Origin of the sequence: Methanococcus maripaludis (genome assembly GCF_002945325.1) — an archaeon.
Classification (GTDB): domain Archaea; phylum AGJL01; class Methanococci; order Methanococcales; family Methanococcaceae; genus Methanococcus; species Methanococcus maripaludis.
In genome coordinates, this window is the sequence record NZ_CP026606.1 from 476,082 (window position 1) to 502,373 (window position 26,292).

At 31.8% G+C, this 26,292-nt stretch carries 27 protein-coding genes; 24 read left to right on the forward strand and 3 right to left on the reverse strand.

The features are described 5' to 3' along the window. The first annotated feature begins 23 nt into the window (after positions 1-23). From MMJJ_RS02545 to MMJJ_RS02600, 14 genes are all read left to right on the forward strand, one after another. Positions 24-1,940 carry a hypothetical protein gene (locus tag MMJJ_RS02545; protein ID WP_244901576.1) on the forward strand — a complete coding sequence of 639 codons (1,917 nt, stop codon included), beginning with the start codon at positions 24-26 and terminating at the stop codon, positions 1,938-1,940. Beyond that, complete coding sequence (locus tag MMJJ_RS02550; protein WP_104837548.1) at positions 1,937-3,967, forward strand: hypothetical protein; 2,031 nt, start codon at positions 1,937-1,939, stop codon at positions 3,965-3,967. The genes MMJJ_RS02545 and MMJJ_RS02550 overlap by 4 nt, the downstream gene beginning before the upstream one ends. A 140-nt stretch (positions 3,968-4,107) precedes the next feature. Further along, positions 4,108-4,512 carry a hypothetical protein gene (locus MMJJ_RS02555; protein ID WP_244901552.1) on the forward strand — a complete coding sequence of 135 codons (405 nt, stop codon included), beginning with the start codon at positions 4,108-4,110 and terminating at the stop codon, positions 4,510-4,512. A gap of 25 nt (positions 4,513-4,537) precedes the next feature. Continuing rightward, the gene (locus MMJJ_RS02560; RefSeq protein ID WP_104837549.1) at positions 4,538-4,855 is read left to right on the forward strand and encodes a hypothetical protein; all 318 of its coding nucleotides are present in this window, start codon (positions 4,538-4,540) and stop codon (positions 4,853-4,855) included. 15 nt (positions 4,856-4,870) lie between these two features. Continuing rightward, the gene (locus tag MMJJ_RS02565; protein ID WP_104837550.1) at positions 4,871-5,107 is read left to right on the forward strand and encodes a hypothetical protein; all 237 of its coding nucleotides are present in this window, start codon (positions 4,871-4,873) and stop codon (positions 5,105-5,107) included. Continuing rightward, positions 5,083-5,211, forward strand: coding sequence for a hypothetical protein (locus MMJJ_RS09485; protein ID WP_258559240.1), 129 nt, complete (start codon positions 5,083-5,085; stop codon positions 5,209-5,211). The genes MMJJ_RS02565 and MMJJ_RS09485 overlap by 25 nt, the downstream gene beginning before the upstream one ends. 5 nt (positions 5,212-5,216) lie before the next feature. Beyond that, positions 5,217-5,948 (forward strand): hypothetical protein, encoded by a 732-nt coding sequence (locus MMJJ_RS02570; protein WP_104837551.1) that lies wholly within the window; start codon positions 5,217-5,219, stop codon positions 5,946-5,948. 11 nt (positions 5,949-5,959) lie between these two features. Further along, positions 5,960-6,439: a hypothetical protein gene (locus MMJJ_RS02575; RefSeq protein WP_104837552.1), complete on the forward strand. Its 480-nt coding sequence runs from the start codon at positions 5,960-5,962 to the stop codon at positions 6,437-6,439. Positions 6,440-6,444: 5 nt separating this feature from the next. Next, positions 6,445-6,885: a hypothetical protein gene (locus MMJJ_RS02580; RefSeq protein WP_104837553.1), complete on the forward strand. Its 441-nt coding sequence runs from the start codon at positions 6,445-6,447 to the stop codon at positions 6,883-6,885. Positions 6,886-6,896: 11 nt separating this feature from the next. Then, entirely contained in the window at positions 6,897-7,022 is a 126-nt protein-coding gene (locus MMJJ_RS09490; protein WP_258559290.1) for a hypothetical protein, read from the forward strand. Positions 7,023-7,025: 3 nt separating this feature from the next. Next, positions 7,026-7,565 carry a hypothetical protein gene (locus tag MMJJ_RS02585; RefSeq protein WP_104837554.1) on the forward strand — a complete coding sequence of 180 codons (540 nt, stop codon included), beginning with the start codon at positions 7,026-7,028 and terminating at the stop codon, positions 7,563-7,565. Positions 7,566-7,693: 128 nt separating this feature from the next. Further along, a complete protein-coding gene (locus tag MMJJ_RS02590; protein WP_104837555.1) occupies positions 7,694-9,046 on the forward strand; it encodes a helicase HerA domain-containing protein in 1,353 nt (450 codons plus the stop codon). Beyond that, on the forward strand, positions 9,047-9,820 hold the full coding sequence (locus MMJJ_RS02595) for a hypothetical protein (protein ID WP_244901553.1): 774 nt from the start codon (positions 9,047-9,049) through the stop codon (positions 9,818-9,820). It abuts the gene before it with no gap. Positions 9,821-9,830: 10 nt separating this feature from the next. Continuing rightward, positions 9,831-10,172: a hypothetical protein gene (locus tag MMJJ_RS02600; protein ID WP_104837557.1), complete on the forward strand. Its 342-nt coding sequence runs from the start codon at positions 9,831-9,833 to the stop codon at positions 10,170-10,172. Here MMJJ_RS02600 and MMJJ_RS02605 read toward each other — a convergent pair whose 3' ends face one another. Further along, positions 10,173-10,925, reverse strand: a complete 753-nt coding sequence (locus tag MMJJ_RS02605; protein ID WP_104837558.1) for an ABC transporter substrate-binding protein — start codon at positions 10,923-10,925, stop codon at positions 10,173-10,175. 195 nt (positions 10,926-11,120) lie between these two features. On the opposite strand from MMJJ_RS02605, the gene MMJJ_RS02610 reads away from it, so the two are divergent. The 7 genes from MMJJ_RS02610 to MMJJ_RS02640 all read left to right on the forward strand — a co-directional run bounded on the left by MMJJ_RS02610 (position 11,121) and on the right by MMJJ_RS02640 (position 19,451). Further along, the gene (locus MMJJ_RS02610; RefSeq protein ID WP_244901554.1) at positions 11,121-12,107 is read left to right on the forward strand and encodes a DNA-methyltransferase; all 987 of its coding nucleotides are present in this window, start codon (positions 11,121-11,123) and stop codon (positions 12,105-12,107) included. 150 nt (positions 12,108-12,257) lie between these two features. Next, on the forward strand, positions 12,258-12,845 hold the full coding sequence (locus MMJJ_RS02615) for a recombinase family protein (RefSeq protein WP_104837559.1): 588 nt from the start codon (positions 12,258-12,260) through the stop codon (positions 12,843-12,845). Positions 12,846-12,869: 24 nt separating this feature from the next. Further along, entirely contained in the window at positions 12,870-13,307 is a 438-nt protein-coding gene (locus MMJJ_RS02620; protein ID WP_104837560.1) for a DUF6884 domain-containing protein, read from the forward strand. Then, positions 13,288-14,967 (forward strand): DNA double-strand break repair nuclease NurA, encoded by a 1,680-nt coding sequence (locus tag MMJJ_RS02625; protein ID WP_104837561.1) that lies wholly within the window; start codon positions 13,288-13,290, stop codon positions 14,965-14,967. Before MMJJ_RS02620 ends, MMJJ_RS02625 begins: the two co-directional genes overlap by 20 nt. 5 nt (positions 14,968-14,972) lie before the next feature. Beyond that, positions 14,973-16,856 (forward strand): ATP-binding protein, encoded by a 1,884-nt coding sequence (locus tag MMJJ_RS02630; protein ID WP_104837562.1) that lies wholly within the window; start codon positions 14,973-14,975, stop codon positions 16,854-16,856. Between the two features lie 35 nt (positions 16,857-16,891). After that, positions 16,892-17,881 carry a hypothetical protein gene (locus MMJJ_RS02635; RefSeq protein WP_211286620.1) on the forward strand — a complete coding sequence of 330 codons (990 nt, stop codon included), beginning with the start codon at positions 16,892-16,894 and terminating at the stop codon, positions 17,879-17,881. Between the two features lie 238 nt (positions 17,882-18,119). Next, positions 18,120-19,451, forward strand: a complete 1,332-nt coding sequence (locus MMJJ_RS02640; RefSeq protein WP_104837564.1) for a hypothetical protein — start codon at positions 18,120-18,122, stop codon at positions 19,449-19,451. A gap of 84 nt (positions 19,452-19,535) precedes the next feature. Here MMJJ_RS02640 and MMJJ_RS02645 read toward each other — a convergent pair whose 3' ends face one another. After that, the gene (locus MMJJ_RS02645) at positions 19,536-21,374 is read right to left on the reverse strand and encodes an ATP-dependent nuclease (RefSeq protein ID WP_104837565.1); all 1,839 of its coding nucleotides are present in this window, start codon (positions 21,372-21,374) and stop codon (positions 19,536-19,538) included. A gap of 107 nt (positions 21,375-21,481) precedes the next feature. Between MMJJ_RS02645 and MMJJ_RS09400 the strand changes: the two genes are divergently transcribed. After that, the gene (locus MMJJ_RS09400) at positions 21,482-22,330 is read left to right on the forward strand and encodes a hypothetical protein (protein WP_211286622.1); all 849 of its coding nucleotides are present in this window, start codon (positions 21,482-21,484) and stop codon (positions 22,328-22,330) included. 18 nt (positions 22,331-22,348) lie between these two features. On the opposite strand, the gene MMJJ_RS02655 is transcribed toward MMJJ_RS09400, so the two are convergent. Next, positions 22,349-22,633: a MarR family transcriptional regulator gene (locus MMJJ_RS02655; RefSeq protein WP_104837566.1), complete on the reverse strand. Its 285-nt coding sequence runs from the start codon at positions 22,631-22,633 to the stop codon at positions 22,349-22,351. Between the two features lie 237 nt (positions 22,634-22,870). Between MMJJ_RS02655 and MMJJ_RS02660 the strand changes: the two genes are divergently transcribed. Then, positions 22,871-23,284, forward strand: coding sequence for a hypothetical protein (locus MMJJ_RS02660; protein ID WP_104837567.1), 414 nt, complete (start codon positions 22,871-22,873; stop codon positions 23,282-23,284). 794 nt (positions 23,285-24,078) lie between these two features. Continuing rightward, complete coding sequence (locus MMJJ_RS02665) at positions 24,079-26,268, forward strand: methyl-accepting chemotaxis protein (RefSeq protein ID WP_104837568.1); 2,190 nt, start codon at positions 24,079-24,081, stop codon at positions 26,266-26,268. The last annotated feature ends 24 nt before the right edge of the window (positions 26,269-26,292 follow it).

The window sequence follows — 26,292 nt, forward strand, 5'->3', positions numbered from 1 at the left end:
ATTTTCTTTTTTTGTTGGTTTTAATGTGTGCAGTTGGTACAGTTAATGCCGTAAACCCTACTGTTCCAGATATGTGTACCGCCACAGAATTTTATGTCATTCTTTCAGATGACACAATGTCACAAGATTTAGTTATTTCGACATTATCTGCTTATGATTTTAGCGTGTCCGCACCAGTAATATCTGGCATTGACAGTCAAACTATTTATTTTGAGTCAGAAAATGACCTTGGGCGGTTTTGTTCAATAATAAGTACAACAAATAAAGTATTACCTTTTGCAGGGGCTTTTGATGTTTATAAAAATGGGGAAAGAACTCCCATGACCGTGATATTACTTGACGGTCAAGCATATACTCCGTATGGTGACTCATTTTATCAGTATGTCGATCTGAATATGACAGGTTCCCAAATAGGCTATGTTTATGCATGGATTTCTAACACATACAGCCAAAATTATTTAACCTTGCTCCTTAACGATGCGACGGTAGTTTCATGTTCGGGGGACGCTTCAAAAACTCAATATCTATCCAGTACATTTTTTCAAAATAATGTACTCGCTATTCATTGGAAAAACTTAAATGGTTATGATAAATTAACTGCTTCTATCGTATTATTTGATTATGTGGATTCTGCCACGTATTCGCCAGATGATAGGTGCGATTTTACAGTATCCGAGATATACACGCCACCAGAACGGGCAACCATTGATATATACACAGAACCCGCAGTCGATATATACAATAATCAAAATAACGAATTTTTGGGAACAACAGATAACGGCGGGTATTTGGCTTTGTCTTTGTTTCTTGGCGAAACTACATTAAAATTCGTTAAAGATGGATACTGGGACACTTTAAAAACATTTACGGTAGCTACAGAAAACAATAGTGAAATATATGTTTCAATGACCCCAAGAAATGCCATTTTCCAAGTTTCAAAAGAATTTTCTGGAAATATCTATCCAAATTCAGTCGCTTCTCTTTCAATGGATGTAATCCCGGTTAAAACAGCATATGCTACAAAATTGAGAGTTTCAGGAGTAGAAGTAAACAAAGTTTATTATCAAACACAAGAACTCCCAAAAACAGCTGATGGATCTTACATTATTGGCGATATGTCAAGCCCCCAAAATATTGTAATTGATTTTAAAACTACGTCGTCCTGGGGTGAAAGGGCGTTTACTGTCGAATTATCTGCAACAGATATCGAAGGAACAGCCTATACAAACTTAGAAACGATTAATTATAATGTGTTAGAACTTCCGTTTTTATTTGAAACACCTGATCAATGGGCCATTGGTTCGAATGACGTAACTTTAACAGATATGTCTGGTGAATCATATTCTGTTCTTATGGTTTTGTATGATGAATCAGGAACTGAAAAGTGGAGTTCAAGCACAAATCTTTTAGAATACTGCGATTACACGTTTGAAGTTCCAATTGAAGACGCAGGAGAATACACTCTTGAATTGAACGCAAAATCTGGAACTGTTAAATCATACTATTCGATTGAAATAATCGAGCCTGTATCATTAATTAGTGATTTTTTAACTGCATCTCCCGGAAATGTTGCTACAGTGCAGTTTAAAATTTCAAACCCGACTGAAAGCGTAAAATACTATACTGCTGAATTATCGTGTCCATTTTACAATGAAACAGTTGATAAAACGTTTTCAATCGCCCCTGGAACAGTTGAAAAAACAGTTGACATTTCGTTTGAAGTTCCTGAAGGTCTTGAAATGGAATACTACCAGTTAACACTTGAAGTATTCAATGAAGGAGATACAGAGCCGATATATTCTGGAAATATTGTTTTAACAATTTCGACTAGTTCACTTTTCCTGGCTTCAGTTCCTGGGGGTAACACTACACTAATTCTTTTAGCTGCTGCAGTTCTTTTAATTGCGGGAACATTTGCAGCATTGAGGCTGAAAAAATGATGAATTCAAAACTATTTTCTATTTTCTGCATTTTTTTAATTGCTTCTCTACCCTCTGCGAATGCTATTTCGGTATTGGGACATGAATTAAATGCAGGATGGGATGATGTAGCAGCCCTTGGTGTTGGGGGAGTTGCACTTGGTGCAGTTGCAGTAACTGCCGGAGCTCCCGTACTTGTTGTTGCAGGAATTGGAATTGGTGGAGCGATTGCAGTCGATTATGCGTATAGGTGGGCTACAGGAAAAGACGTAGAAGAATCTGCAGCAGTTACGGGAGCTGTAAAGACGAACGTGACTGATGAAGAATATGTAAATGGTTCTTACGTCTACGAAGAACTTGCAGGATACCGACAATACTCAGAAGAATCTGCAGCAAAGGATATTGCAGAAATCAAAGATAAATTAGAGTCCGGAATTGGAACATACTCGTTTAAAACTTCAGGGACTTTATCAGACGTTTCAGTTTCGATGAAAGGACCTGACAAAATATATGGGTTTTCAGCGTTTCCAGTTCAGTTGAAGTTTGATGAAGCATTAACTGGCTCAAAAAGTTCCTATGTAAAAATTGAAAGTGTAAAAATATACCTTGTAGATTCTGATGGCGTTAAATGGAATGAAAGGACATATTCAGATGATATAAAACTTCAAGAAGAATCAAATGATTATCCCGATTCAATTGAAGAATATATTTTAAATTTCACAATGAAAGCGCCTGATCCATACATTGGAAAGGCAAAATCGCAAGTAACAAATGCCCCAGATAGAGAAATTCTTCAGGAGCTCTTAGGAGCAGAAGTTAAAGAGTTTGAACTTGTTGTTGAAATTAATGGATATGCAAAACTGTACAAAGAAGAATCAGGATACAAACTGGATCCGATAACGGGTCTAGAAGTATGGAAAACCTGGGAAGAATATGATAAAACAATTACAATAGATACAAAACTTACAACCCTTGAAGCATGGGATAGAATACACAACGGTGTTTATTATGTTGATGGAGCTGATGGATCCCTCCCAACTAAATTCGTAAACGAAGTAACCCCAATAGCCTATTCTTCTTATGCAAATGGAGCAACTTCAAACATTATTGGTCGAGTTTGGGCAAGTCCTGTACACTGCTACAATTCATCAGCACAGTACAAATTTATCCTTGTTGGACAACCTGAGAATTTAAAGCCGGTTCCAGTAACTATTGAAGATGATTATAGGGCCTTAGTCCTAAAATTAAGAGATGATGGGGTTGCAACAATTGCTTCAGAAACTCCTGGAAACTTCCAGAATATGGCAGTCCATAATGGGGTTACAACTTCGCTTAATTATCTAAAAGACGATTCTACAGAAGCTTTTGAAACCTATTTTATTGTAATTGCGGATGTTGACGATGATATTGACTCAGCACTTCCAGTATGGTGCATTATCCAGCCAAGAATCTCTGTAATTGACAACGTGAAATACTCATTATCTGAAGAATTCAAAGAAGAAATTCTTGAGTTACTTTCGGATGGCTCAATTTCTGATTCAGATACTGAAAGAATTACAGAAATCATTGAAATTTCTGAAAACAGTTTAAAAGAAAAACAGTACGTTGCAGAAATTGAATCTGGAAAATACGAAGATAACGAAAAAGCAAGTAATGCAATTTCAAACGCTTTAGAAGATTATGAAAAAGCCTTTGAATACTATGAAAAGGCGAAAAATACTGATGATCCTGAAGAGGTAAAAGTTTACACTTATCTTGCAGGGGATATCTATGAACCAGCAGGGGATTACTGGAGTGAAGCTGCAGAAAAATACAATTTAGGACTTGATGATCAGGGAAATGCACTTGCAAGTAATGCTGAAAAACTTGAAAGTTTGGCATCTGAATACGAACCCAGTTTATGGTTTACTGCAGGATCCACCATTTCTGAATGGTGGGATCAGTTTAAGTCTGGTTTTGGTATCGGTGACGTTCCAAACACTGTTTTAATTATTGTTGTAGTCATAGTCCTCGTCTGTGGTGCAGCAATTGTCATTAAAGTATTATAATTCTTTAAAACTTTTTTTAGGTGATTTTTTTGGCTTCAAACCCAAATAGCTCAAGCCCTAAATCATTGCCCCATTGGCTAATCTTTTCTTTGAAAATGGTCGGGTGTGGTGTTGGTTTTGCAGGCCTGATGTGGTATATAATGAATAATTCTGTTATGGGTTCTGATGTTGTTCGGGGCCTTGCAGCAGTTCCATTTGTATTTTACTTAATGGCTGAACTCTTAGATACAATAGTGGACATGAATAAAGTTGTATACACTCCCCTTTTTAAAAACTATTCTGGACATGTAGCTATTGGATTAACCATTATAACGATAGTTTGCATGTTCTTTGTAACACTTTGGGCCTTGTCTGGTTCAATTACTCTTTCAATTGGTTCAGCAGGTGCTTCAAGCGTGGTAGTTGCAGCAATCTTTGCATTGTACCTACTTGCCCCAAACACTGGAAAAGAAAAACTTCTTTTATACATGTTTGTTGGTGCAACAATTGCAACAAAGTTCGCGTACTTGTCAATAATACCAAGTTTCTCAGGCTTTGGGCTTTAGGTGGTTTAAAATGTAGGTGTAAATTATGATTAATCAATTAATTGTAGTTATCTTATCTTTTATCCTGTCAATGGTTTTAAAACCACAAGTGGAAGTTATTGGTCAGGGTTTTGGATTATCGGGACTTCTTTCTTGGATTGTTCCAACACTAATTGTTTTATTATGCGTTTGGAAAATAGGTTCTGATAAATGGAATTTAGGCGATTTAATCGCTTCTTTTGTTTTAATTGTACTTATTTTAATGTATTTTTACCAAGATGTTTCCCAGATTTTCCTTGAATGTTCAAGGATCATGCTTGGGGCATGTGTCGGTGCAATAGTCGCTTATTCCGCTAAAAAATAGTGGTGGTGAGTTTATGTGAACTTTGAATCAATAATTCCAATAATTCAAGCTTATTGGATTCAGATTGTTATAATAATGCTTGTAACTCTTTTAATTAAAAATATTAAGGCAATAATTCTTGCCACCGCAGTTGTTTTTTCAATAAGTTATTTTGGATTTCTGGATTTTTCAAACGTTGATTTTTCGGAAATCATTGAACAGGTTAATTATTTAATTGGAGGTATTGAATGGCAGAAATTATTGGTAAGGTAAAACGAAAAAAAGGATCTTTCGTCTACGTTGACGGAAAAGGAAACGTGATTCAAAAGAATCGAAGTGAAATGAAGAAAAAGGCAGGTAAAAAATCTAAAAGGTGAAACTAATGGCTAAAAATAATATATGGATTGGCCTTGCGATTGCAGTGATCCTCGTTGCTGCAGGAACGTGGTATTACTTAAGTCAGGATGATGCAGGGGGAATTATTGTACCTACCGGAACAACATTCTCATCAGATGCAGTATTTAACAGTGAAACGGGGGACGTTTTAATTACATTCAATGCTTCAAAAGAAAATATAACCGCAGATTCAATTGAACTATATGTTTCATATGATGAAGTAACATTTACAAAAACAAATACCTTCGAAGACGTGGCATTCCCTATTGATGTTGAAGTAACGCCTGAAGAAGGAGAAGAAAACCTTTACTATTACGCTGTAGTTTCGTACAGTGACAAAACTTACAGATTGCCTACAGATGCAGGATCTTATGAAACTGTTGAAATAATTGTTTCAAACACTACTGAAGAAAATACAGATCTTTTGACGTTCACTGCAGTATCTGACTTTGATAACACCACAGGAATTGTTTTATTCTCGCTTTCCGCTTCAGAAGACAATAAAACTGCTGATGTTTTATTATTCACTTCATACGATAACACAACATTCACAAATACTGTAAATTCAACCGCATTGGATCTTCCAGGAACTTTTGAATTTACTGCAGATGCTGCTGAAACAGATCTTTATTACTACTTAGAAATTGTCTGTGATGGAAACACATCAAGACTCCCTGCTGAAAGTGCTGAATGGATTAATATCACAATTGCCGGATAAGGTGATATTTCATGGCCAATTTTTCTTTTGATGTTTGGCTTCCAAAAGCCTCTGCTGCTTCAATTGTGATTGGAATTTTACTCTGGTGGACTGGAACACAAGTAGTTACAATTTCTGAAATTGCAACTTCTCTTTCGTCTATCCCTTTTGCAGTAATTCTGTTAATTGAAGCTCTCGACAAATTTGCAGATGTTTCAGGCATTTATAATAAATTAATTCCTAACAACACATCAAATCACATGTTAAAATCAGTTGTTATTGGATTAATCGCATTTATTGCTGTTCTTTACGGAATACTTGGAACAATTAGTTTATCATTAGGTTCAATTTCAGCACCTGCACTTGTAGCTGCAGGAATATGTGCAGTATATGTCCTGGCTCCAGAAACTGGAGATGATGAATTATTACTATTCGTGTGGATCGGTGCAACTGCTGCGACACTTGGCCACAACATTGCCATAATACCGCCAATCCCTGGAATCACAGGGTGATTGAAATGAAGAAAATAATTTTCTTCACTTTTTTAGTTATTTTTTTGATTGTTTTCCAAATAGCAAACTCATCCAAATCAGATGAAGAGATTATTCAGTTAAAATTATTGAAATTTGGTTATCCTTCATCAGGATACATCATTTCAAATGAAACCGTGTATTATAAAGACGGTTCAAAATCAGAATTGACTAAACCGCCAAAGATGTATGAAATCGGTGGAGTAGAAGCATATTATCTTGCTAAAGAGTACATTGAAAAAGAATATGGTAATTCATTAGAGTCAAAGGGCTTGATGATCAGAGTCGAACCCAAATCAATCGAAGAGTCCGAAAATTATTGGAAATTTAAATTTTATTTTGGAGATAATGGCTCAACTGGTAGATTTATGGGTTACATTACTGTAAATCGTGAAAAGGGCTATGTAGATATGGAAGGATTATTTTAAAAGGTGATTTTATGGGACAGTATGCAAAAGGATGCTACACAAGTTTAATAATTTGCACTGCTTTAGTGGTTTTCTCATATATTTCAGGATTTTTGACAGTGAACTTCAGTGTTCTCAGGGATCTTGTGGGGCTATAACCCATGCAGAAAAAACTGTTTTTAATTGTGTTGTTTTGTTTTCTTCCCGGGGTTTTCGCACAAAGTGACAATGAAACAGTTTATGTTTTGACAGATTACGATGATTTGAATTATTCGACGTTGATCGTGTATGATGGAAACATGGTTTCGGGTCAGAACGCCCTGATCCATGAATTGAAACAAAACATTACAACATTAAAAGAAGAGCTTAGTAAAAAGGATAAACAGCTTTCAAGCTACATCGTGGCTAAAGCTGAGAACGTTGAACTAAAAGAAAACATTACAACTCTGAATTCAAAGATTAAACTGTTAGAAGCTGAAAAAGAAATTTTAGAAACTCAAAATGAAGGCTATCAGGACATGATAACAGACCTGATAACTAAACAAAGCAATGATACTAAGGACATTAACACTGTAGCCTACAATAATGCTGTAAAAACTGTAAATAACTTTAAACTTGGTGTTTTAGTCGGAGTAGTAGTATGTTTAGTGTTATTTTTAGTGCTCAGATGGAAGAAAAAACAATTCGATTTTGGAATTTAATTTATGACTGGTACCCATTTTTTTAGTTTTTTTTATTGTCAGGTACCACTAGTACCGCCAGTAACGGAAGTATCTGCCAGTACCCAAACCCCGGGATTTTGGCATTTTAAGGTATAGGGGGTCTAAAAATGGTACGTATTAATCTAGGCATTGGAAGGGCAGATCCTACAAAAAGATTTGGAGAAAGAACTAAAAGAACTTTAGACCTTAAAAACGATGAAGCAAACCATATTACTCTTCTAGGAAAGTCAGGTTATGGAAAAACCACCATAATGCGTGGAATGATAGAAGAAATTTATTCGAGTTATTCCGATGCAGGCATTCCGCCAATAATTATTGTAATTGAAAGGAAAGTTGACACTTCAAAACCTAAGAAAGTAGTTGAAATTTATCATGAAGAGTCTGAAAACCTAAGTTCAGCTAAAGCATATCGTAAATATGGTGAAGGAATCTGGAACTATCTTGAACATTATGTTAAAGAAATTGAAAAGGATAAGGAGCTTAAATATGGTTTAATGGGTGATTTTGCCATTGGTTTTCCAAATATTCTCGGAAAATACACGAAAATGGCAAGTGACGAAACTAAATCACTTCTTGGACGACATGGTTTAAGTCCTGCAGCATACCCTGCAAGGCGATTTGTGTTTAGACCTCGAAGAGATCTTGAAAACATTGCTTTTGATAATGGTCCTTTAACTGAAGTGATTAATTCAAAACTTGCTTATCCTGATCTTGCATTTGAAATAATTGCAGATATGAATAATTTGGGCGAACAGACCAGATATTCTGCAATTTTAAAGAATATATGGGATATTTCAAAAATTAGGGATCCAAAAGAAGTTTTGTTGATTACTGAACGTTCTGAAAATCCGAATTCTGGACCCTCTCAGACTTATTTACGAATCGAAGAAACAATGAATCGTTTAAAAACGGATGTACTGTTTACAGGCGATATAGATAATTCTTTTTTAACAAAACTTACAAATAAAAAAATCAATATTCTCGATTTTTCACAAAATTCCGAACTAGAAACTTATGAAGAATGTTTAATTTTTAAATTAGTCGTTCAAAATGCAATAAACGTTGCAATAAAATACAGAATTCCAGTATTTTTCGTAGTGGATGAAGTTCAAAACTTTATGAAAGATAAAAATGGAAAATGGGCAATTGATAAAATTTTAAGAGAAGGACGTTCTTTATGTATCAATTTGATCTGTGCGACACAGTACACCGATAATCTCCCAAAAGATATCTTGATTGGTTCGAGCCATATTGGAATAATGGGAAAATTAGCCTCAAATACCGATACAAAAACTCTTGAGAAATTAATTCCTGATTTTAGAGATGTCGTTGATTTTGATGAACCAGGAAGTCTTTCAGAATGGGAAAACATGAAAAGAAAACTTCGATTTAGGGGTTATTTTTCATATAATAAAGATTACACGGAACATATTGAATACAGGCAACCACAGAGCTTGTAGGTGATTTTTTTGGGTTGGTTCGATATCCTTAAAATAAAAACTAAAAAAAGTGGCCCTGATCCAGGAAGTAAAGGATCTGAAAATAATGAAGAAATTGAAAATGATGAAACTGAAGATGAAAAACCGGGAACTTTCAACGTTATTGGAAAAGTAAAAAAGAAAAAAGAAGAATATAATGCAGAAAGAGAAGCATATGACTCCCTTGCTCCATATTTGTGCAGACAAAAACTCTTAATTTGGCATAATGGATCCGGTGCGAAGGTTTTTGGTTATCCACATGCAGTAATTCCCGATGAAGGAACTTACAAAATATTATACAAAAATAAAGCCACGGATTGGCTTGAAGATTTAATAATAACTATAAAATCAACTCTTTTTAATTATAAACGACATTACGCAGTTGTTTATGCCCCTAAATCTTGCGTGGACGTTTCTGAAGACATAATAATGTTTTTTGTGGATCACTTCAGGGATGATAAATACGCAAATTTTGTGAAATATGCAGTTCCTCTCGAAGCTGATGATCCAAGACAAAGAGTGTCATGGATTGTTGAACGGAAACGTGCTGAGGCTTATGAAGTAATGGTTGAAAATTTATTATCTGAAGATATTCCAAACCTTGTCGATGCTGCGTTATACATTAATCCTACAATGAAAATGTACAAAGGAAGTGAAAAGGAAAGCAGCAGGAAGAGCACAAAAGAAAAAAGCTTTGAAGGCGGGGAATTTTCATTTGATAATGCCATTAATAGAATGAAAAATGAAATGATGTAAAGGTGATTTTTTGGCTGAAGAAATTGAAGGAGATTTTGTAGTTCCAAAACCAGAAAATACTGAAGGAGAAGAAATTCCTCCGGATTCTAAACCCATTTTTGATATTCCAACTGGAAGATCCAAGGCAGATTCTGAGGCTGATGAAGATGAATTTGATGAACGAACTCCAAAAACTGTAGGAAGAAAAAAGTCAGTTTATTTAGAAAAGGTAGTAAATAAAACAATTATCGATATTTTGGAAGATTTAAAAGAGATTCATTCTGTTTCATACCAAAAAGAAGTTAAAAGAACTTCAAAAAAGATTGGAACGAATATAATGTTTTTAAAAGAAACTTTGAAAGGGAATATTTAATCAATCAATATTCCATTTTTCTTTTAATTTAACTAATGTTCCGTCATTTTCCATTTCAAGAAGTGCAGCGTCAATAGATTTTTTTAATTCTGGATTAGTGTTATCTATTGCGATTGCAATGTATATAATGTCAAATTTATCTCCAATAATTTTTAATTCAGAATTATATTTTTGAATTAAATAAAGGGATGTGAGATGATCAGTCACTTCTGAATCGATTTTGCCAGATAACAAATCTTTGTGGATATCATTTTGATTTTCATAACTTATAATATCAAAATCCATAGATTTTGAAAGCGATTCTAACCATTTTTCCTCTATTGAATCTTTCAAAACACCAACCGATTTATGTTCAAGGCATTTTATTCCAACACATTCACTATTTTGTTTAACAAGTATTGAAGAATATGTGTATGCATACTGTCTTGAAAAATCCATTTTCAACTGTCTTTCTGGTGTTCTTCCAATATATCCTATTCCACAATCAACGTTACCCTCGGAAACTGCATCTAGCAGTTCTGAAAATGAATAGGCTATAAATTCAGGTTTTAAATCGAGTCTTTTCGATATTTCATATATCAATTCTACTTCAAAGCCTTTAAATTCTCCATCTTCAAGATATGAAGTTGGTGCTAGATCCGTACAGGCTCCAACATTTAGGACCCGATTGTTGGATTCTGTGTTTTTTTCAGTACAGCCTGAAAAGATTATTAAAAATATCGTTGAGATTATTAGAATTTTGGGATTAAACATTCTTTTACTCCATTGCCTGATTTTTTGGATTAATCCAGAATATAATATATATTGAATATTTGATCTAATTTTCTAAATGGATTAGATAGATATATTAATATATTGGTTAACTGGGGACAAAATGTTAAATGAATTTAGTTGGGAGGTGATCCTTTGTAAATATCAATATTGAAATAACTCCGAAAAGGTGAGATTTTGTTGGAATTAAATGAAATATACAATACAGACTTTTTTGAAGGTGTTAAGTCCCTTCCTGATAATTCAGTCGATTTAATCATTGCAGATCCTCCATACTACAATATCAAAGGGGATTTTGATTTTAAATTGACTTTTGATGAATGGAAATTACTGCACAAAAGAATGGCAGAAGAATTTAAACGAGTTTTAAAGTTAAACGGCAGTATTTTACTTTATGGTCATGCGAGAAACATTGCATACCAACAGGTTGTTTTTGATGAGTTATTTTTCCTTGAAAATAACCTTGTATGGCATAAAACAGACTGCCAAACTCGAAAAAACATTAAAGGATACCGCTGTTTTGCACCAGTTACTGAAAGAATTTTATTTTATTCGAATGAATATCGAAAAAACAATAATTCGCTGGTAAATCCAATGTATAAAGAATATGTGGAAGTACTTACACCAATTATTGAATATTTCATGCAAGAAAAAGAAAAAATCATGAAATTAAAAGGTTTTTCAACAAATGGTGAATTTATTAGGTTCATGGACGAATACACTGGAAGTACAACTGCTGCAAGACATTATTTCTCATGGAGTCAATGGATGTTCCCATCTGAAAAAACGTATGCTAAATTACAAGACATTGGTAATGGAGTTCTCGAAAAAGAATATCCTTTATTTAAAAAGCAATATGCAGAACTAAAGACTGAGTTTGAACGCACAAGAAGATATTTTGTAAATTCTGAACATACTGATGTTTTACTATTTTCTCAAGAAAGTCATATCACGAGAAAATATAATCACCCGACACAAAAGCCCCCAAAATTAACAAAGATGTTGATTGAATCTACAACAAAACCTGAAAGTTTAGTTTTAATTCCTTTTGCAGGTTCCGGTGTAGAATGTGCATGTTGTAAGGAACTTCAAAGAAATTTTATTGGTTTTGAAATTGATGAAAAATATTGTGAAGTTTCCAGGAATCGAATTAATGAAGTTTAATTTTTGAGTCCAAAAAACATCTGAATTTTGGACTTTTGAATAACTATACTATTTTATTATTTTTTTTGGATTTATTGGTCCAAAAACTCATTTTAAAAATCAAATTCCAAAAATTATGAATTTTATAAGTTTTTAGACTAGGTGGTAGTTATGATCATAGGTTATGCAAGGGTATCTACTAAGGATCAGAAACTTGACAGGCAGATTGATGAACTGAAATCTTTTGGATGCGAAAAAATATTTTTAGAAAAGATTTCTGGAACTAAGAAAATTAGACCCGAATTTGATAAAATGCTAGAAATGTTACGAAAGAATGATTTAGTTGTTGTAAGTGAACTTACAAGGCTTTCTAGAAGTACAAAAGATTTAATTGACATAATGAACCGTTTTGAACAGATGGATGTTTCAGTGAAAAGTTTAAAAGAGGCATGGCTTGATACATCGACTGCTCATGGTAAATTACTTTTTACAATTTTTGCAGGCCTTGCAGAATTTGAGCGAGATTTAATTTCTGAAAGAGTAAAGTCTGGATTAAATGCTGCAAGATCTCGTGGAAAACTAGGTGGAAGGCCTACGGTAAGGAATGAAAAAATAAATCTGGCTTTAAAAATGTATGATTCAAAAGAATATTCGATAAATGAGATTTTAAAGGCTACAGGAATTAGTAAAAGTACACTTTATAATTATTTGGAAAAACGGAGAGAATGTATTATTCAAAATCTAAATCATAATATTTAAATTACGTAAAGTAAAGGATATAATATGACTAAAAATGATAACATTATTATAATTACTGCTTGTGGTGGTAGCAAAGAAGGTAAGCCCCAAAAAGCAGGAACATTATACAAATCTTCAAGAATACGGCATTTGTATAAAAAAGCATTAGAATTTGATGTTCCATTTTATATTTTAAGTGCTAAATATGGATTAATTAACTCAGAAAAAATAATAGACCCCTACAATCAAATAATGACTAAAGAACGGGCATTATTTCTTAAACCTTCGGTTAAAAAAACGCTTGAAGACTTTGAATATGTTGTGTTCTTCGAAGGGGGTGCCCGAAAAGAATATCGTGATTTAATTCATGAATCTACGAATGAATTGGGCTTGCAGTTAATTGCTTTCGGGTATAAGACTATGGGAGATATTGGGGAATTGAAGAATATACTGGGGGGAATAAATGGCTTCAAACAAACTTGAAAATGTAAAAGAATATATAAAAGATCCTGGAAAGCATAAAGCGCTTGTAAACCATTATTTATTAATATCTAATGAATTAAACGATAATAAAGAGTTATTGGAAACGTTATTAAATTTTAACATGAATGAACTTCCAAAAGCTATTTTAAGTAGTACTCCATTACAACTTAAAAATCTCAAAGGGGGCCCCCTGTCAGACTTTCCTTTAGAAATAAAAAGTTGTTTGAAAAATAACAGAGTTTTTACTACTCAAAAAGAACTAATTAAAAACTTAGACTTAGACAAGGTTACTAATCTTTTAAAATCTGAAAAAATAGAATTGATTGGTATCGATGAGTCAAAGGTTGAAATACCTAGAGCAGGCTGTCTTTTTGCATATTTAAAAAGTGTTGCTTTTAGAATAAGTCTCGATAATGAAAAACAGATTGAATCAATAGGGCCCATGGTAAATAAATTTAGAGTGACAATTAAAGATGAAGAAGATGCTGAATTTGAAAAAGAATCCCAGTTAATAGGTTATTTAAGAAACATGTTTGTTGCATGGGTTGCCATTAAAAATTCACTTGAAAATGGATATAAACCAATAGTATTTTTACACGGGCCGTTAGTTAGGGCTATCGGAGGATTTACAGATATTGTGTTTGAAAAAGATACGTTAATAGATCTATTTACGATTTCCGAAGATATCGACGTTAATGAAAATTCGGATTTTTCCATATCTGGAAAAGAAATTATTAAAGAATTTCACGAAAATGAATCTAAAAATTGGCATAAGATCTATTCCAAAACAATTAAACGGCTAAACGATCCGGACTATTCTGGAAAAGATCTTTGGAAACAGGCTTTACCTGTGGATATTACTGAAGAAGATGAACCTTTGAAATCATTTGAAGAACGAGAATATTATCCTGGAATTTCCATATATTTTTGGATGCTTGGAAAATTGTATGATGTATGTAAAGAAAATAAGGTACCACTCACTGCCACAGTGGAATCGATAAGTAGATCTACTGAATTTTTACAGTACGTTTTACCCACATTATTAGATAAAACTCCCGATATCCTCCCTGAAGACATTATGGAATTTGAAAAGGGATATGATAAAATAATTAAAATACGAAATGATGATGGGCGAAAAGAAAACTTTTACCGAAAGACTTACGGATTATTAAAAAATCTAAACATCACTGATTCCGTAGTAACCTCATATTTATTAAATGAATCGGAATACACAACACCCATCCGAACGTGTAGGTATCAACCTCGTAGTATGTATTTAAATGCGTTAGGCCATCGGGAATTGGGCATAAAAGACAATTATAGTCCTATTTTGGAACATTACTTTAAAGCGTCCAATAAAATATTTTTTTCATATTTAAAAACTACTCCACTAAGGGAGCCCATAAGGGTAGAATTTTTTAATATTTATGATAATTACGATGAAATCATTGGTCTTAATTATCTATTTTCATTGATGTATCCCGATTATGGGATACCTGTGATGATATTTTATGCAGATAAAATTGCTAGAACTCATAAAAATTATTTACAAATAATTTTGGACAGCATTTCATACGATATGCTTGTAAAAGGGGAATTTGATATTGAAAAATTTTTAAGATTTGGAAATCATTTCACAAGAAACTTTTTTGAAAGGTGATTTTTTTGAAAAAAATAGTTATTGGTGCAAGTTTAGGTTCAACTTCGGCATTTAGATTTAAGTTTATATTAACTGATGATGAATTTGAAAAAGAAAATTTAGTTTATAATTATGTGGAATTAAACCTTAATGGGCAGGTTGATGAAGTACTAATCGCGAAAATTATTGATGTTAAAAAAGAAAATCCATTGGTAACTCCAGAACAGGCTGGGGCTTTGGCAAAGGATGTATTGTCCCAAATAAATTCTTTTACAATTCCTCAAAGATTTACATATGCAGTAGCCGAATGTGAAGTTGTAGGTATTCTAAAAGAGGGAAAACTAGAAATGAATAGAAAATCTATCCCTCCTGCAACCGATATATTTCCAATAAGTCAAAAAAGTATAGAACAGCTATTTCATGATAAAAGTCCAAATTATTTACCTATCGGCGGAATGGAAAGCTTTAAGGGCTCTTATGGTACCCCAATTACCATAAATGGGGATGAATTAGTTACAAAACATTTTGCTATTTTTGGAATGACGGGATCTGGAAAAACAAACACAGCTGCAAAAGTTATTGAAGAATTAGCCATTAGGGGATATAATATTGTACTATTTGATCCCCATGATGATTATCAAAATATTAACGATTTTTCAGGTATTAAAGATTATTTTGAGAAAAATAATATTGATTGGGATATAATTAAGAATAATTTCGCAGAAAAAAATATTTCTGAGGAAGAAATATTCTCATTTTTGCAGACTGTATCTGTTGTATATAATATTCCCATAGTGGGATATCTTTTGAAAATATCTGAAAATGGAAAAGCCTCATTAAATGAGTTATTAATGAAAATTTTAGGCGACGATACATTGATTGAATGTATTAAAAATAGTGCCATATTCCAAAGACAGATGAATTTCGCAGAAAAACCGAATGATACAGAAATACCTACTGAAGAAAATAAAAAGTATGTTTCAACATACAATATATTTCCAGAACTTAGAGATTATGGTAAAAATCATGGCACATTTTCTAAACGACTTATGGAATGCTTTTTAGGGGAAAAATTTACGGGGCCACAAGAAAGAATATTGGCATTGTGTAACTCGGATCAGAAAGGAATAGACTATATTAATGAGTTAAAAATCGTATGTGAACCAGAAGAAAGCAATGGAAAAGCTAAAAATACCCAGGACTCTACAAAAATGGCTTTAGCAGGTAAATTTACCACACTAGAAACAATTTACCACAATGCGTCAAAAGCGTCAAAAGCTTGCGACATTGAAGAGTTGATGAAAAATATTACTGATTCGGAATCGAAATCCAGGATACACCGTATTTCTTTATCCTCCCTTTCAGAAAGTATGAGAAAAACGACCGTTTATGCAGTTGTAAATTATATTTTTAATGAATATAAATATAATAACGAGTTAAAGGACAAAACCCCTGTTTTATTTATTTTAGAAGAAGCAAGAAGTTTAATTCCGAAAAATACACGAGAACATATTCCAAGTCTATCTGCAGTAGAGGCCCTTAGGGACCTTGCATATGAGGGTAGGAAGTTTAAATTGGCATATGGGTTAATTTCTCAAAAACCATCTACTATTGATGAAGAGGTAGCCTCCCAGTGTAATACATTAATATTGCAACAGTTAAAAAGCCCTGATGACCAAAGTTATGTTAAAAAGGTAACTGAAGGGATGACAGAGGAAGAATTATCTATATTAAAAAATATAGGAACGGGAAAAGCAGTTGTAACCGGAACTGCAATAAAATCAACAGTATTAATTGATGTTTTTAGAAGATATAGTAAAGAAGGTGTTAAAGAACCAAGGCCATTAAGCGACATTGTAATAAATGAGGTTAATGATATTAAGAATAAATTAAAATTTGAGGAAAATTGATGATTCCATTTTTTGTGTTAGATCGACCTGCTAGTTTGGAAATATTGAAGGGACTTTTATTGAATTACCCTGGACAAACATTTGGTTTAATGACGCATGCAAACGTTTCGGATCGTTTTACTGAGTTATTTTGTCAGTATCCTTATACAACAGAAACAAAATATTACGATGAAAGCGTAGATATTTCAAAACTTGTAGATATTGACAATAATTTGATAAAAATTTCCGATAGTGGAGCTTTTCAAAAAAATGGAAAAGTACATCCATATCCTGAACTTTTTCAAAAATATAACGCGCTTGGCGTACATTATGGAATTATTAATGATGTACTTCAGGATATGGATAACACTATTAAAAGTGCTATCAAAGCCATAAATACTTACGATGACATGAAAAAAGAATGTAACTTCGAACTCATGGGTGTTGCACAAGGAAAAACTCCTGAAGAGTATTGTAAATGTTATGGCGAACTCGAAAGTATGGGTTATAAAACAATTGCAGTTGGCGGGCTTTTAAAAAGAAATGGGGATTCCAACTATGTAATGATGAATGGGGAAGTGAGAATGAAAAACATTGTTACAGCCATTAAAGAGAAATACGGGCCCGAAAAATTATTTACTCTTGGAATATACCACCCAAATAGGCATGATTTACTCGAAAGTTTAGATATTTGGGGGGCGGATTATAAAGGCTGGCTTTTTCATTATGATGAATATTATTATACTTCCAAAAAATTATTGGAAGAATCTGGAAAGTATACTGAATCGATAGAAAATGCTTATAAACACTTTATGAAATGTAAAAGTAATCATGTGGCTGAAAGATCTCCTGAAAATCGAAAAATGTTTTTAAACTCCAAAAAATTATTGGATGCGGAGTTAAAAAAAATAGATACTTCGTTACAGGAATTTAGATATCGGGAAGTTAGGAAAACTTTGGAAGAAAAGATAGTTTTAAAAATGATTTCTAAAGGAATAGACGAATCAATATTCGAAAAAATCATGCCTGGTCAGGAAGTATATTGATTTTCGGTTTTTCTGCAGGCATATAATAAGAATATTCTGAAAAAAACCTTATTTTTTTAGAAAAATTTCTAACCTTATTTTTTTCATAAACTCAGGCTATTTTTAATCATGATTTACTTTGAAAATATGAAAAAGTATAATCTTAAACTTTTCCACCCATTCACAAAAAACCCTTCATCGAAAATTTAATATTTTAGCCGCCTTAAATTAAATTTAATTATATTTATCGAGGGGAATTGTGGGAAAATTTGATAATTATTTAGAAAAGAATTATGAAAAAATATTTTCAATTTTAGAAATAATAATTTCTTTTAAATTTGGGTTTGTTACAATCCTTGTTCCAATGATTTTAATGTTAATCATGATTACTTCTTTTATCTATTTTTTTAGGATTGATACGTTACTTATAGTTGCAGTTGGAATAAGCGAGGCTTTGAAATTTTCTGTTGCTTTTTATATAGTGTCATTTATTGTATATATCCTCTTTCTGACCAAATTTCCAACTTATAAAGATAACCCATTCAATAATTTTAATATTGCAGACATTCTGATTGCCATATTTCTATTTGCAATTCTTGTATCCTTTATGATGTCAAATTATACACTGATGGGTCCCGAATTCTACAAAAACGTTATTAAAATAATATATAGCTCTGAATTCTACGACAATATTCTTAAACTAATATCGGGACTTGGAACTTTTATTGTGGCCGCTGTAGCAGTAGTAAGTGCTGGTCAAGGAAAAGAACAGATTAAAGAAATGAAAGAACAGAGAAAATTACAACATGATCCCGAATTAATTGCAGAAAATGAATTTAAAATTTATTTTCATAATTGCAATGAATTTTTACATGAAATAATAGGTAAAGATGATGAGTATGATATCAAAAGGTTTGAAGATTCGATATATTCTTGGTCAAACTCATCAGAAAAACCTGAAAACTACCAAAAAATGATTTTAAATGAAATTAATGATCCAAATGATGAAATAACTCAATTTCAGAAACTTATAAACTTAGAAACTCATTTTGAAGATGATTTCGGAGTAAAAATTTATAATGTTGGAAACGGGGTTGCAAAAAAAATAAATTACAGGTGGGAGTGTGATTTTGAGGAATTATATTCTTCAATTTTGGAAAATAATCGTATAAATGATCATAGGGTATATTCAGACTGCAGTGAGGGAGAGAATGCCTATTTTATGGGTGACACCATGATTCTAAATTGTAATTCGTATTTAGCGAGTGGTAATTACAATCTACTACTACCACACAGAACCCCTGATGATTTTATAATTATACCCTTACCAAAAGATCTTTTTAAAGCTTTAGGATATTTATTTAAAACTGCTGATCTAACTGACATCTCTTTAAAAATATATTTAAAATTAGATTACACGGGAATAGACAATACTCCCCATTCTAAAACATATTTATTAGAAAGTGACAGTTATCTTTTTAATTGGTATTCTGGAATAATTGAGGCATATAGTCCACATTTTTATGAATTTTTCTTCAAAATCAGTGAAATAAAAGAAGAAATTGAAGAAACCACCAAATCCTCAAAATAACCCATTTAAACCAATTCAACTTTAAAAAGAGTAATTTAAGATAAAAATTCTTAAAATTAAAAGAATAAGGTTATTTTAAATTTCTTAATTATTAGCTGAATTTAATTTTTCTGAAATCCAATTAAATATCCTATCGACATTTTTCAATGTTTCTTTGCTTAAATCGTCTTTTGAAATTTTTCCTTTATCCACATTATTTAAAAAATTCTGTGCAAGTATCGTTTTACTTTTACCAATCTTTTTAAGATAAGTAGATAAACTTTTACCAATTTTTGCAGATTCATCTTCTAGAACTAATTTTTTAAAATCCACTTCAGCGAATACATCTTCAATATCTTTGTCGTCTTGATCTAAAATAAAAAGGAACCGATCTTTTGGAATCAATAATTTTTCCGTTAATTCTTTTTTATAACCTTTTCCATCCCTATCCTTATCAAAAATAAAAAATGGATCTAATTTCCAACCTACTAAAATGGACGCTATTGAAGGTATGTTTTTCCCGCAGCCCGGAATCATCTCAAAATCCAATTTAGAATCGAATAATTTTTTAAATGCTTGAATATATAAATAGTCAGTAATTCCTTCCACCACAAAACTATTCTTTTTATCTGCCCTTAATCCACCCGCCATGTTTTCCCCAATTGCAGTCAATATTGGGGTAATTGTATCTTTTTTTGAGTTTGCCCAGCATTTATTTTGAATTTTCGTTCCTTTTTTTTCATCCCATTCGACAAGTTTGATCCTATGTAATTCTTTTAATAAATAAGGTGAATGGGTTGTATATATTATGCCCATATTGCTCGAAGCATCTTCTAACTTATGGATAATGTCCTCCTGAGCTTGTGCGTGTAAAAATAGTCCTGGTTCATCGATTAAAAGAATATTATTTTTTCCTTCTTTGGATCGTGCAGTAATTCGGATATAAAATGCCAAATGCCACTGTTTACCCTTACTTCTTTGTTCTGGCATGTATGAGGTGTTATCTTCTTTTACCCAAAATTCAACATTGTTATTATCCCATGTAATCTCTAAATTAGATTCACTTTGTGTCCAATATTTACCATAATCTTTTTGTAAATCTAAATTAATAGCTCCATTGTGATTCTTTTTTCCCTGACGATCTGTACTTTTTATAAGATTAATATCAAGATTACTTACCTTTTGAAGATCTTTAATAAATTCATCAGTTTCCAAATTAGCAAAAGGTATTATATTTGGAATTTTTGAGTCTTTATATGTTTCAAAAATTATAAAATTTGGAATATATTCTTTTTTTACAACATTTTCTATATATTTTTTTATTAATTCATCATAGTCTGAAAATTCTAGAGCGTATTTTTTGGCATCATCAAATAACGCATTTAACCGAGTTTTGGTTTCTTCTTCAAAATCTTCAATTTTTGATTTCCCGTCTTTAATTTTTTGATCCATTAATTTTCTAAATTCTTCCGCATTACTGAATACTGTTGGAAATACCACATCAACGTGTTTCCCAATATAATTAATCTCGTTTTCGATTTCCACGATAATATCAATAATTTCACTGTTATAGTTCTCCAAACATTCTGATATGTCATTACTTTCTAAAAAATAGTTTGAACCTACTTTTTTTACCTCTAATTCAATATCTTCCGAAAAACAGTTTTTTAAATAGAGATCAGGCATTTCTTTTATTTTTTTAACTTCTTCAATATTTATTTTAAAAAATAATGAAATTTCAGGATCCAATTTACTAGATATTGGTCTTGCACTTTCTCGAATTGTTTTTCCCACGTTAAAATCTTCCAAAGCTTCCAGAACTGAGGTTTTACCACTTTCATTCATTCCAGCTAAAACTGTAATGTTATCGGAGGATAAATAAACTTCACCGCTATCGTTAATTGATTTGTAGTTTTTAATTCTAAATTTTGTTAAAGATACCATCAATACACCCACGAAATACTTTCAAATGGATATCCATTTATAAAAAAGAATATAAATAATTTAATCATTTGGTTATGGATTTTATAATTAAATTAAATGTGGGACTTATGATGGAAAAAGTTAAAGAAATTAATTTGAATGGATTCTTTGTAGAATTTGAGAGACTTGTACCTAATGAATATTTGGATAGTAAAGATTTTGAACTATTTTTAAAAAAAGAGGATATTTTGAAAGCTTGGAAAATCTGTCTGGATGATGCAATAAAGCATGATAGGCCTCCGATATTAATTAGTGTTATTCCTTATGTTCATACCTCTTTTGAAAGCCTAATGCGATTAATGTTCGTTAGTAACGAACCCAGATTTTTCGAAATTATTCCAAAAATTTTGGAAGATTATATTCGTTGGAATTATAACAAAAAAGAAAAAAAGGAAGAATTAGATTTTACGCTTTTGTTTGAAGAAATGGAAAAAATATGGGATGAAAAAAAATTTATCGATATCAAAACTAAAATTGAAAAATTAATTGGAAAAAGTGAACCTGAAAACCCCTTAAACCCTAAACTTAAAGATACTGAATCTAAACTTAAAGATACTGAATCTAAACTTAAAGATACTGAATCTAAACTTAAAGATACTGAATCTAAACTTAAAGATACTGAATCTAAACTTAAAGATACTGAATCTAAACTTAAAGATACTGAATCTAAACTTAAAGATACTGAATCTAAACTTAAAGATACTGGATTTTTGAGTAAAAATGCAAAATCAAAAAATATATTATTAAAAATATGGGATTTTTTGTGGGAAGAAACTACCCAATGGAAAATTCCAAAATTACTAGTTATAATACTCGTAGCGTTATTATTGATAATTATTTATAAAATTACGTTTAAATGGGACGAATCCTTTGAATTTATAAAAAATTTATCGATTATATATAGTAGTCTTAGTTAAATTACTTAAAAATAAAAATTATTCATTTTCAGATTGTATTTTTTCAATTTCGTTACATCTGTTAATTATTTCCAATCCTTTTTTAGTTAGTTTATAATATTTTTTGGGCATCCTCTTGTTCTCACTAACTTCTTTTAGTGAAACTAAGCCATTTTCTTCTATTTCGGCAAGTAATTTACTTAAATTACTTTTGTGGATGTCCAATTCGTTTAATATTTCTCCGAAATACATCTCACCACGTTCATTTAATAAATTTAAAACGTCTGTGGCATATGCTTTGGATAATAGTTTTAAAATACTCATAACGAAACCGTATACTTTTTTACAATAAAATATGGTATGTTTGTATTATAAATTATAGTTTGTAGTTTGATGTATGGTTAGTAAAAATACTAACATTTATATAGTTGGATATCCACCATTATTATTGTAGGTAAAGATACTAACAGTTAGTATTATAACCTACATAATACTCCACCTGAACCCCCATTTTAATTTTTTAAAATAACGACTAATAAAAAAACTAAAAGGTGAAAACAAATGTCAGCAGAAATAGAAGAAAAAGTTTTAAGAAATCTAAAAAGCCACGAAGAATTGAGCGATATTTTAAAATCAACACTTTATAAAATGTCTTTAGAAGGATTTGAAGCATTCGAAGACTACAAAAATTACGCAAATCCAGATTCATTCTCAAACGTTGTTAAAAAAATTGAATGGGTCGAACTGGTTGAAGATGACAGGTTGTCAGTTCACAAATTGCAGAAAATCAAATTACCCGACCTTTCAACAAAAACCACAGAAATTATGTCAGAAGGCAATTTAACAATAGATCAGTTCTTAGTTGGATACATTGTCCCAGAAGATAAAGTTATTGAAGAAATAAAAAAAGGAAACGAATTATATTATGTAAAAGACGCTGATCTATTTTACAAAATCAATGTTGATGAATTTTAGACATACCTTCAATAAACCCATACATATCCACCAATTTTGCTTTTGTAATCATATTTGTAATATAAATAACAAGAATTTTCGTTATTATTCTTTTATTTGAATTTGAAAATACATTTTGATCGAAATTGATCTAGAAAAACCAAAAACCTACACAAATTGTATTTATAGATCAAAATTCATGTTTAATGGGCCCCTGTACTTGGTGTCAATACGAATATAGGGTTCTAAATGAAATATTTAAATTTAAAAATTTCATCAGGGGCCCGATATTTAGTTTAAATTAAATTCATGACTTTTTTTCAGGTTTTTGTAATAATGTTTATATATTGAAAAATCTAATCTAAATTGTCCCGGGTAAATAGTTAAATCGTATTGACACCACTTTGAAATTTTTTACCCTTAGACCTCAAAATATAATTACGGTGAAATTGGGACATTCACCTTTAATTTCAAAAAAACTGATTTTTTTTAATATAACTGATTTTAAATTTAAAAATGTGAAACTTCCCCTTCAGGTATATATCTTATCCATATTTAAAATATTCACAATTAACCCCATAATAATCGTGCTTTTTTTATGATATTGCCAAAATCGCATTATTATATTCTAAATAATCGTTATTCTATTTTTTTGATATGTCGGTTTTACTATTGGGGAAATGATTTAATTTAATGCCCCAATTTTCAGTTACCTACATAAAAACCATATATACCCCAATAAATAAACAGATCAAAGAAACTTAATTAACAGTTAATTAAGTATATTCCCCAATCCACATATTAGGTGTATAATTTTGAAAATAAGTTTTAAAAAAATTGGTACAAAAATACTTGTATTTATGATACTTTGTGCAGTAATCCCACTTATGATCGTTGGAGGGGTTTCAACAGACAAAATATCAAATGAAATGGAAATACAAGGTGAAAACAGCGTAGATTTTAATTTAAAAATACTTGAAGAAACAATAAACAATATACAGTCAGAATTCGAAACCACTACAGATTATACTGCTAATTTGGATGTAGTTTCAGATGCAATTTCAAATAACGACAATGGAATATTATTAAATTTTGCAGAAAATATGAAAGAATCCTCAGAAGTAGATTTAATTGCATTTACTGATAAAGATGGGAATATCATATCTTCATCTGACAATACACAGACGAATTTAAAACCTATTGTATCGAAATTACTTGGAAATGAAGTTCAAAGTTCATTCTTGATAATTTCTGGAGCTGAAGCTTCAAAATACAGCGATTATAAAGTAGATAAAACAAACGATGCTCTTGCACTATGTGCAGTTGCTCCAGTTTACAATTCTGGAAAACTTGTGGGAAGTGTAACCCTTGTTGATATTGTAAACAAAGATGATCAGTGGGTGGACAGAGTTAAACAGGTTACTGGAAATGAAGCTACAATATTCCTTAAAAATGTTAGAATTTCCACAACTGTTCAAACTAATGGGAGAGATGCAACAGGAACTACTGCATCAGAAGAAGTTTATACTAAATCTTTAAATCATCAGGAACACGTTGGAACTGCAACTGTTTTAGGTCAGTCATACATTACAAAATATTCCCCGATAGAAGATATTGAGGGAAATGTAGTTGGTATGATCTTCGTAGGAACTCCAGAAGGTCCATTTTTAGCAGTTATTAATGGAATTAGGAATCAAATCATAATAGTGGCAATTGCAGGGTTATTGCTTTCAATTTTGATTGCACTATACACTGGAAGAAAAATTACAAAACCGATTGAAGAACTCAAAAAAGGAACTTCTGAATTTGGAAATGGTAACTACGATTATAAAACCAATGTTAAAACTGGCGATGAATTACAAGAACTTTCAGATTCATTCAACGGAATGGCTGGCAATATTAAGAATTTAATGAAAACAATGGATATGGATAAGGTTGAACTTGCAAATCTTCTTAATAACGTAACAAACGTAATGAATAATGTTGCAAAAGGAGACTTTACCGCAAGAGCTGATGAAAATACGGAAAATAACACCCTTCAAAAAGCAATCAATACTGCGGTTGCAAATGTTGCACAATTAATTAAAGATCTAAGAGAAGAAGTCGATTTACTAAATATTCAGGTTCAAAAAGTTGAAGATGAACTTAAAAGTGCAGAAGAAACTGCCACACAAGTTACAGAAGCAGCAACTCAGGTTGCAGAAGCATCAAGCGATCAGTCTTCAAAATTACAGGAAGCGTCAGATCAGCTTGAAAATACGTACGGTGTCGCAAAAGAAGTATACAGTGCAGCAGAAGAAACAGTTAAGTCTGCTGAAGAAATCAGCGAAAACTCTGAAAACGGAGTCGAAAAGGTTGAAAATGCGATTTCAAGAATGCAATCGATAACAAATGTAATTGATGAATTAGGAAAAGCAATTCAAATGCTTGGTGATGATGGTAAAAAAATTAACGATGTTACCGGATTAATTAAAGATATTGCAGAACAGACTGGTCTTTTGGCACTGAACGCTTCAATCGAAGCTGCACGTGCAGGAGACGCTGGAAAAGGATTTGCAGTAGTTGCAAGTGAAATTAAAGCACTTGCCGAAGAAATTAAAAAATCCGTCGAAGATATTAACCGTACAATTGATGGTGTAAATCGAAGAATTGAAGATACAATGGATTTAGGATTAAAAGGAAAAGACGAAGTCGATAAAGGAGTAATTGCAATCGATGAAGTAAATGATGCACTTTTAAGAATTAAAGGAAGTGTTAACGATGCTGCAATCAAAATAAATGATATTAAAAAGGGCGCACAGAGTGCTACAGACAATACTGAAGGCGCTTTAAAGAATGCACAGGATATTGCTGCACTTTCAGAAGAGTTTACTGCAACAGCAGAAGAAGTTACTGCATCAACTGAAGAATTAAATTCGATCATTGAGGAAATTAGGGGAATTGCAGAAGAAGTAACTCAAGTCGCAGAAAGAGTAACTAAAAAATCAGGTCAATTTAAGATCTAATTTTTTTCTTTTAGTTTTTCAAGA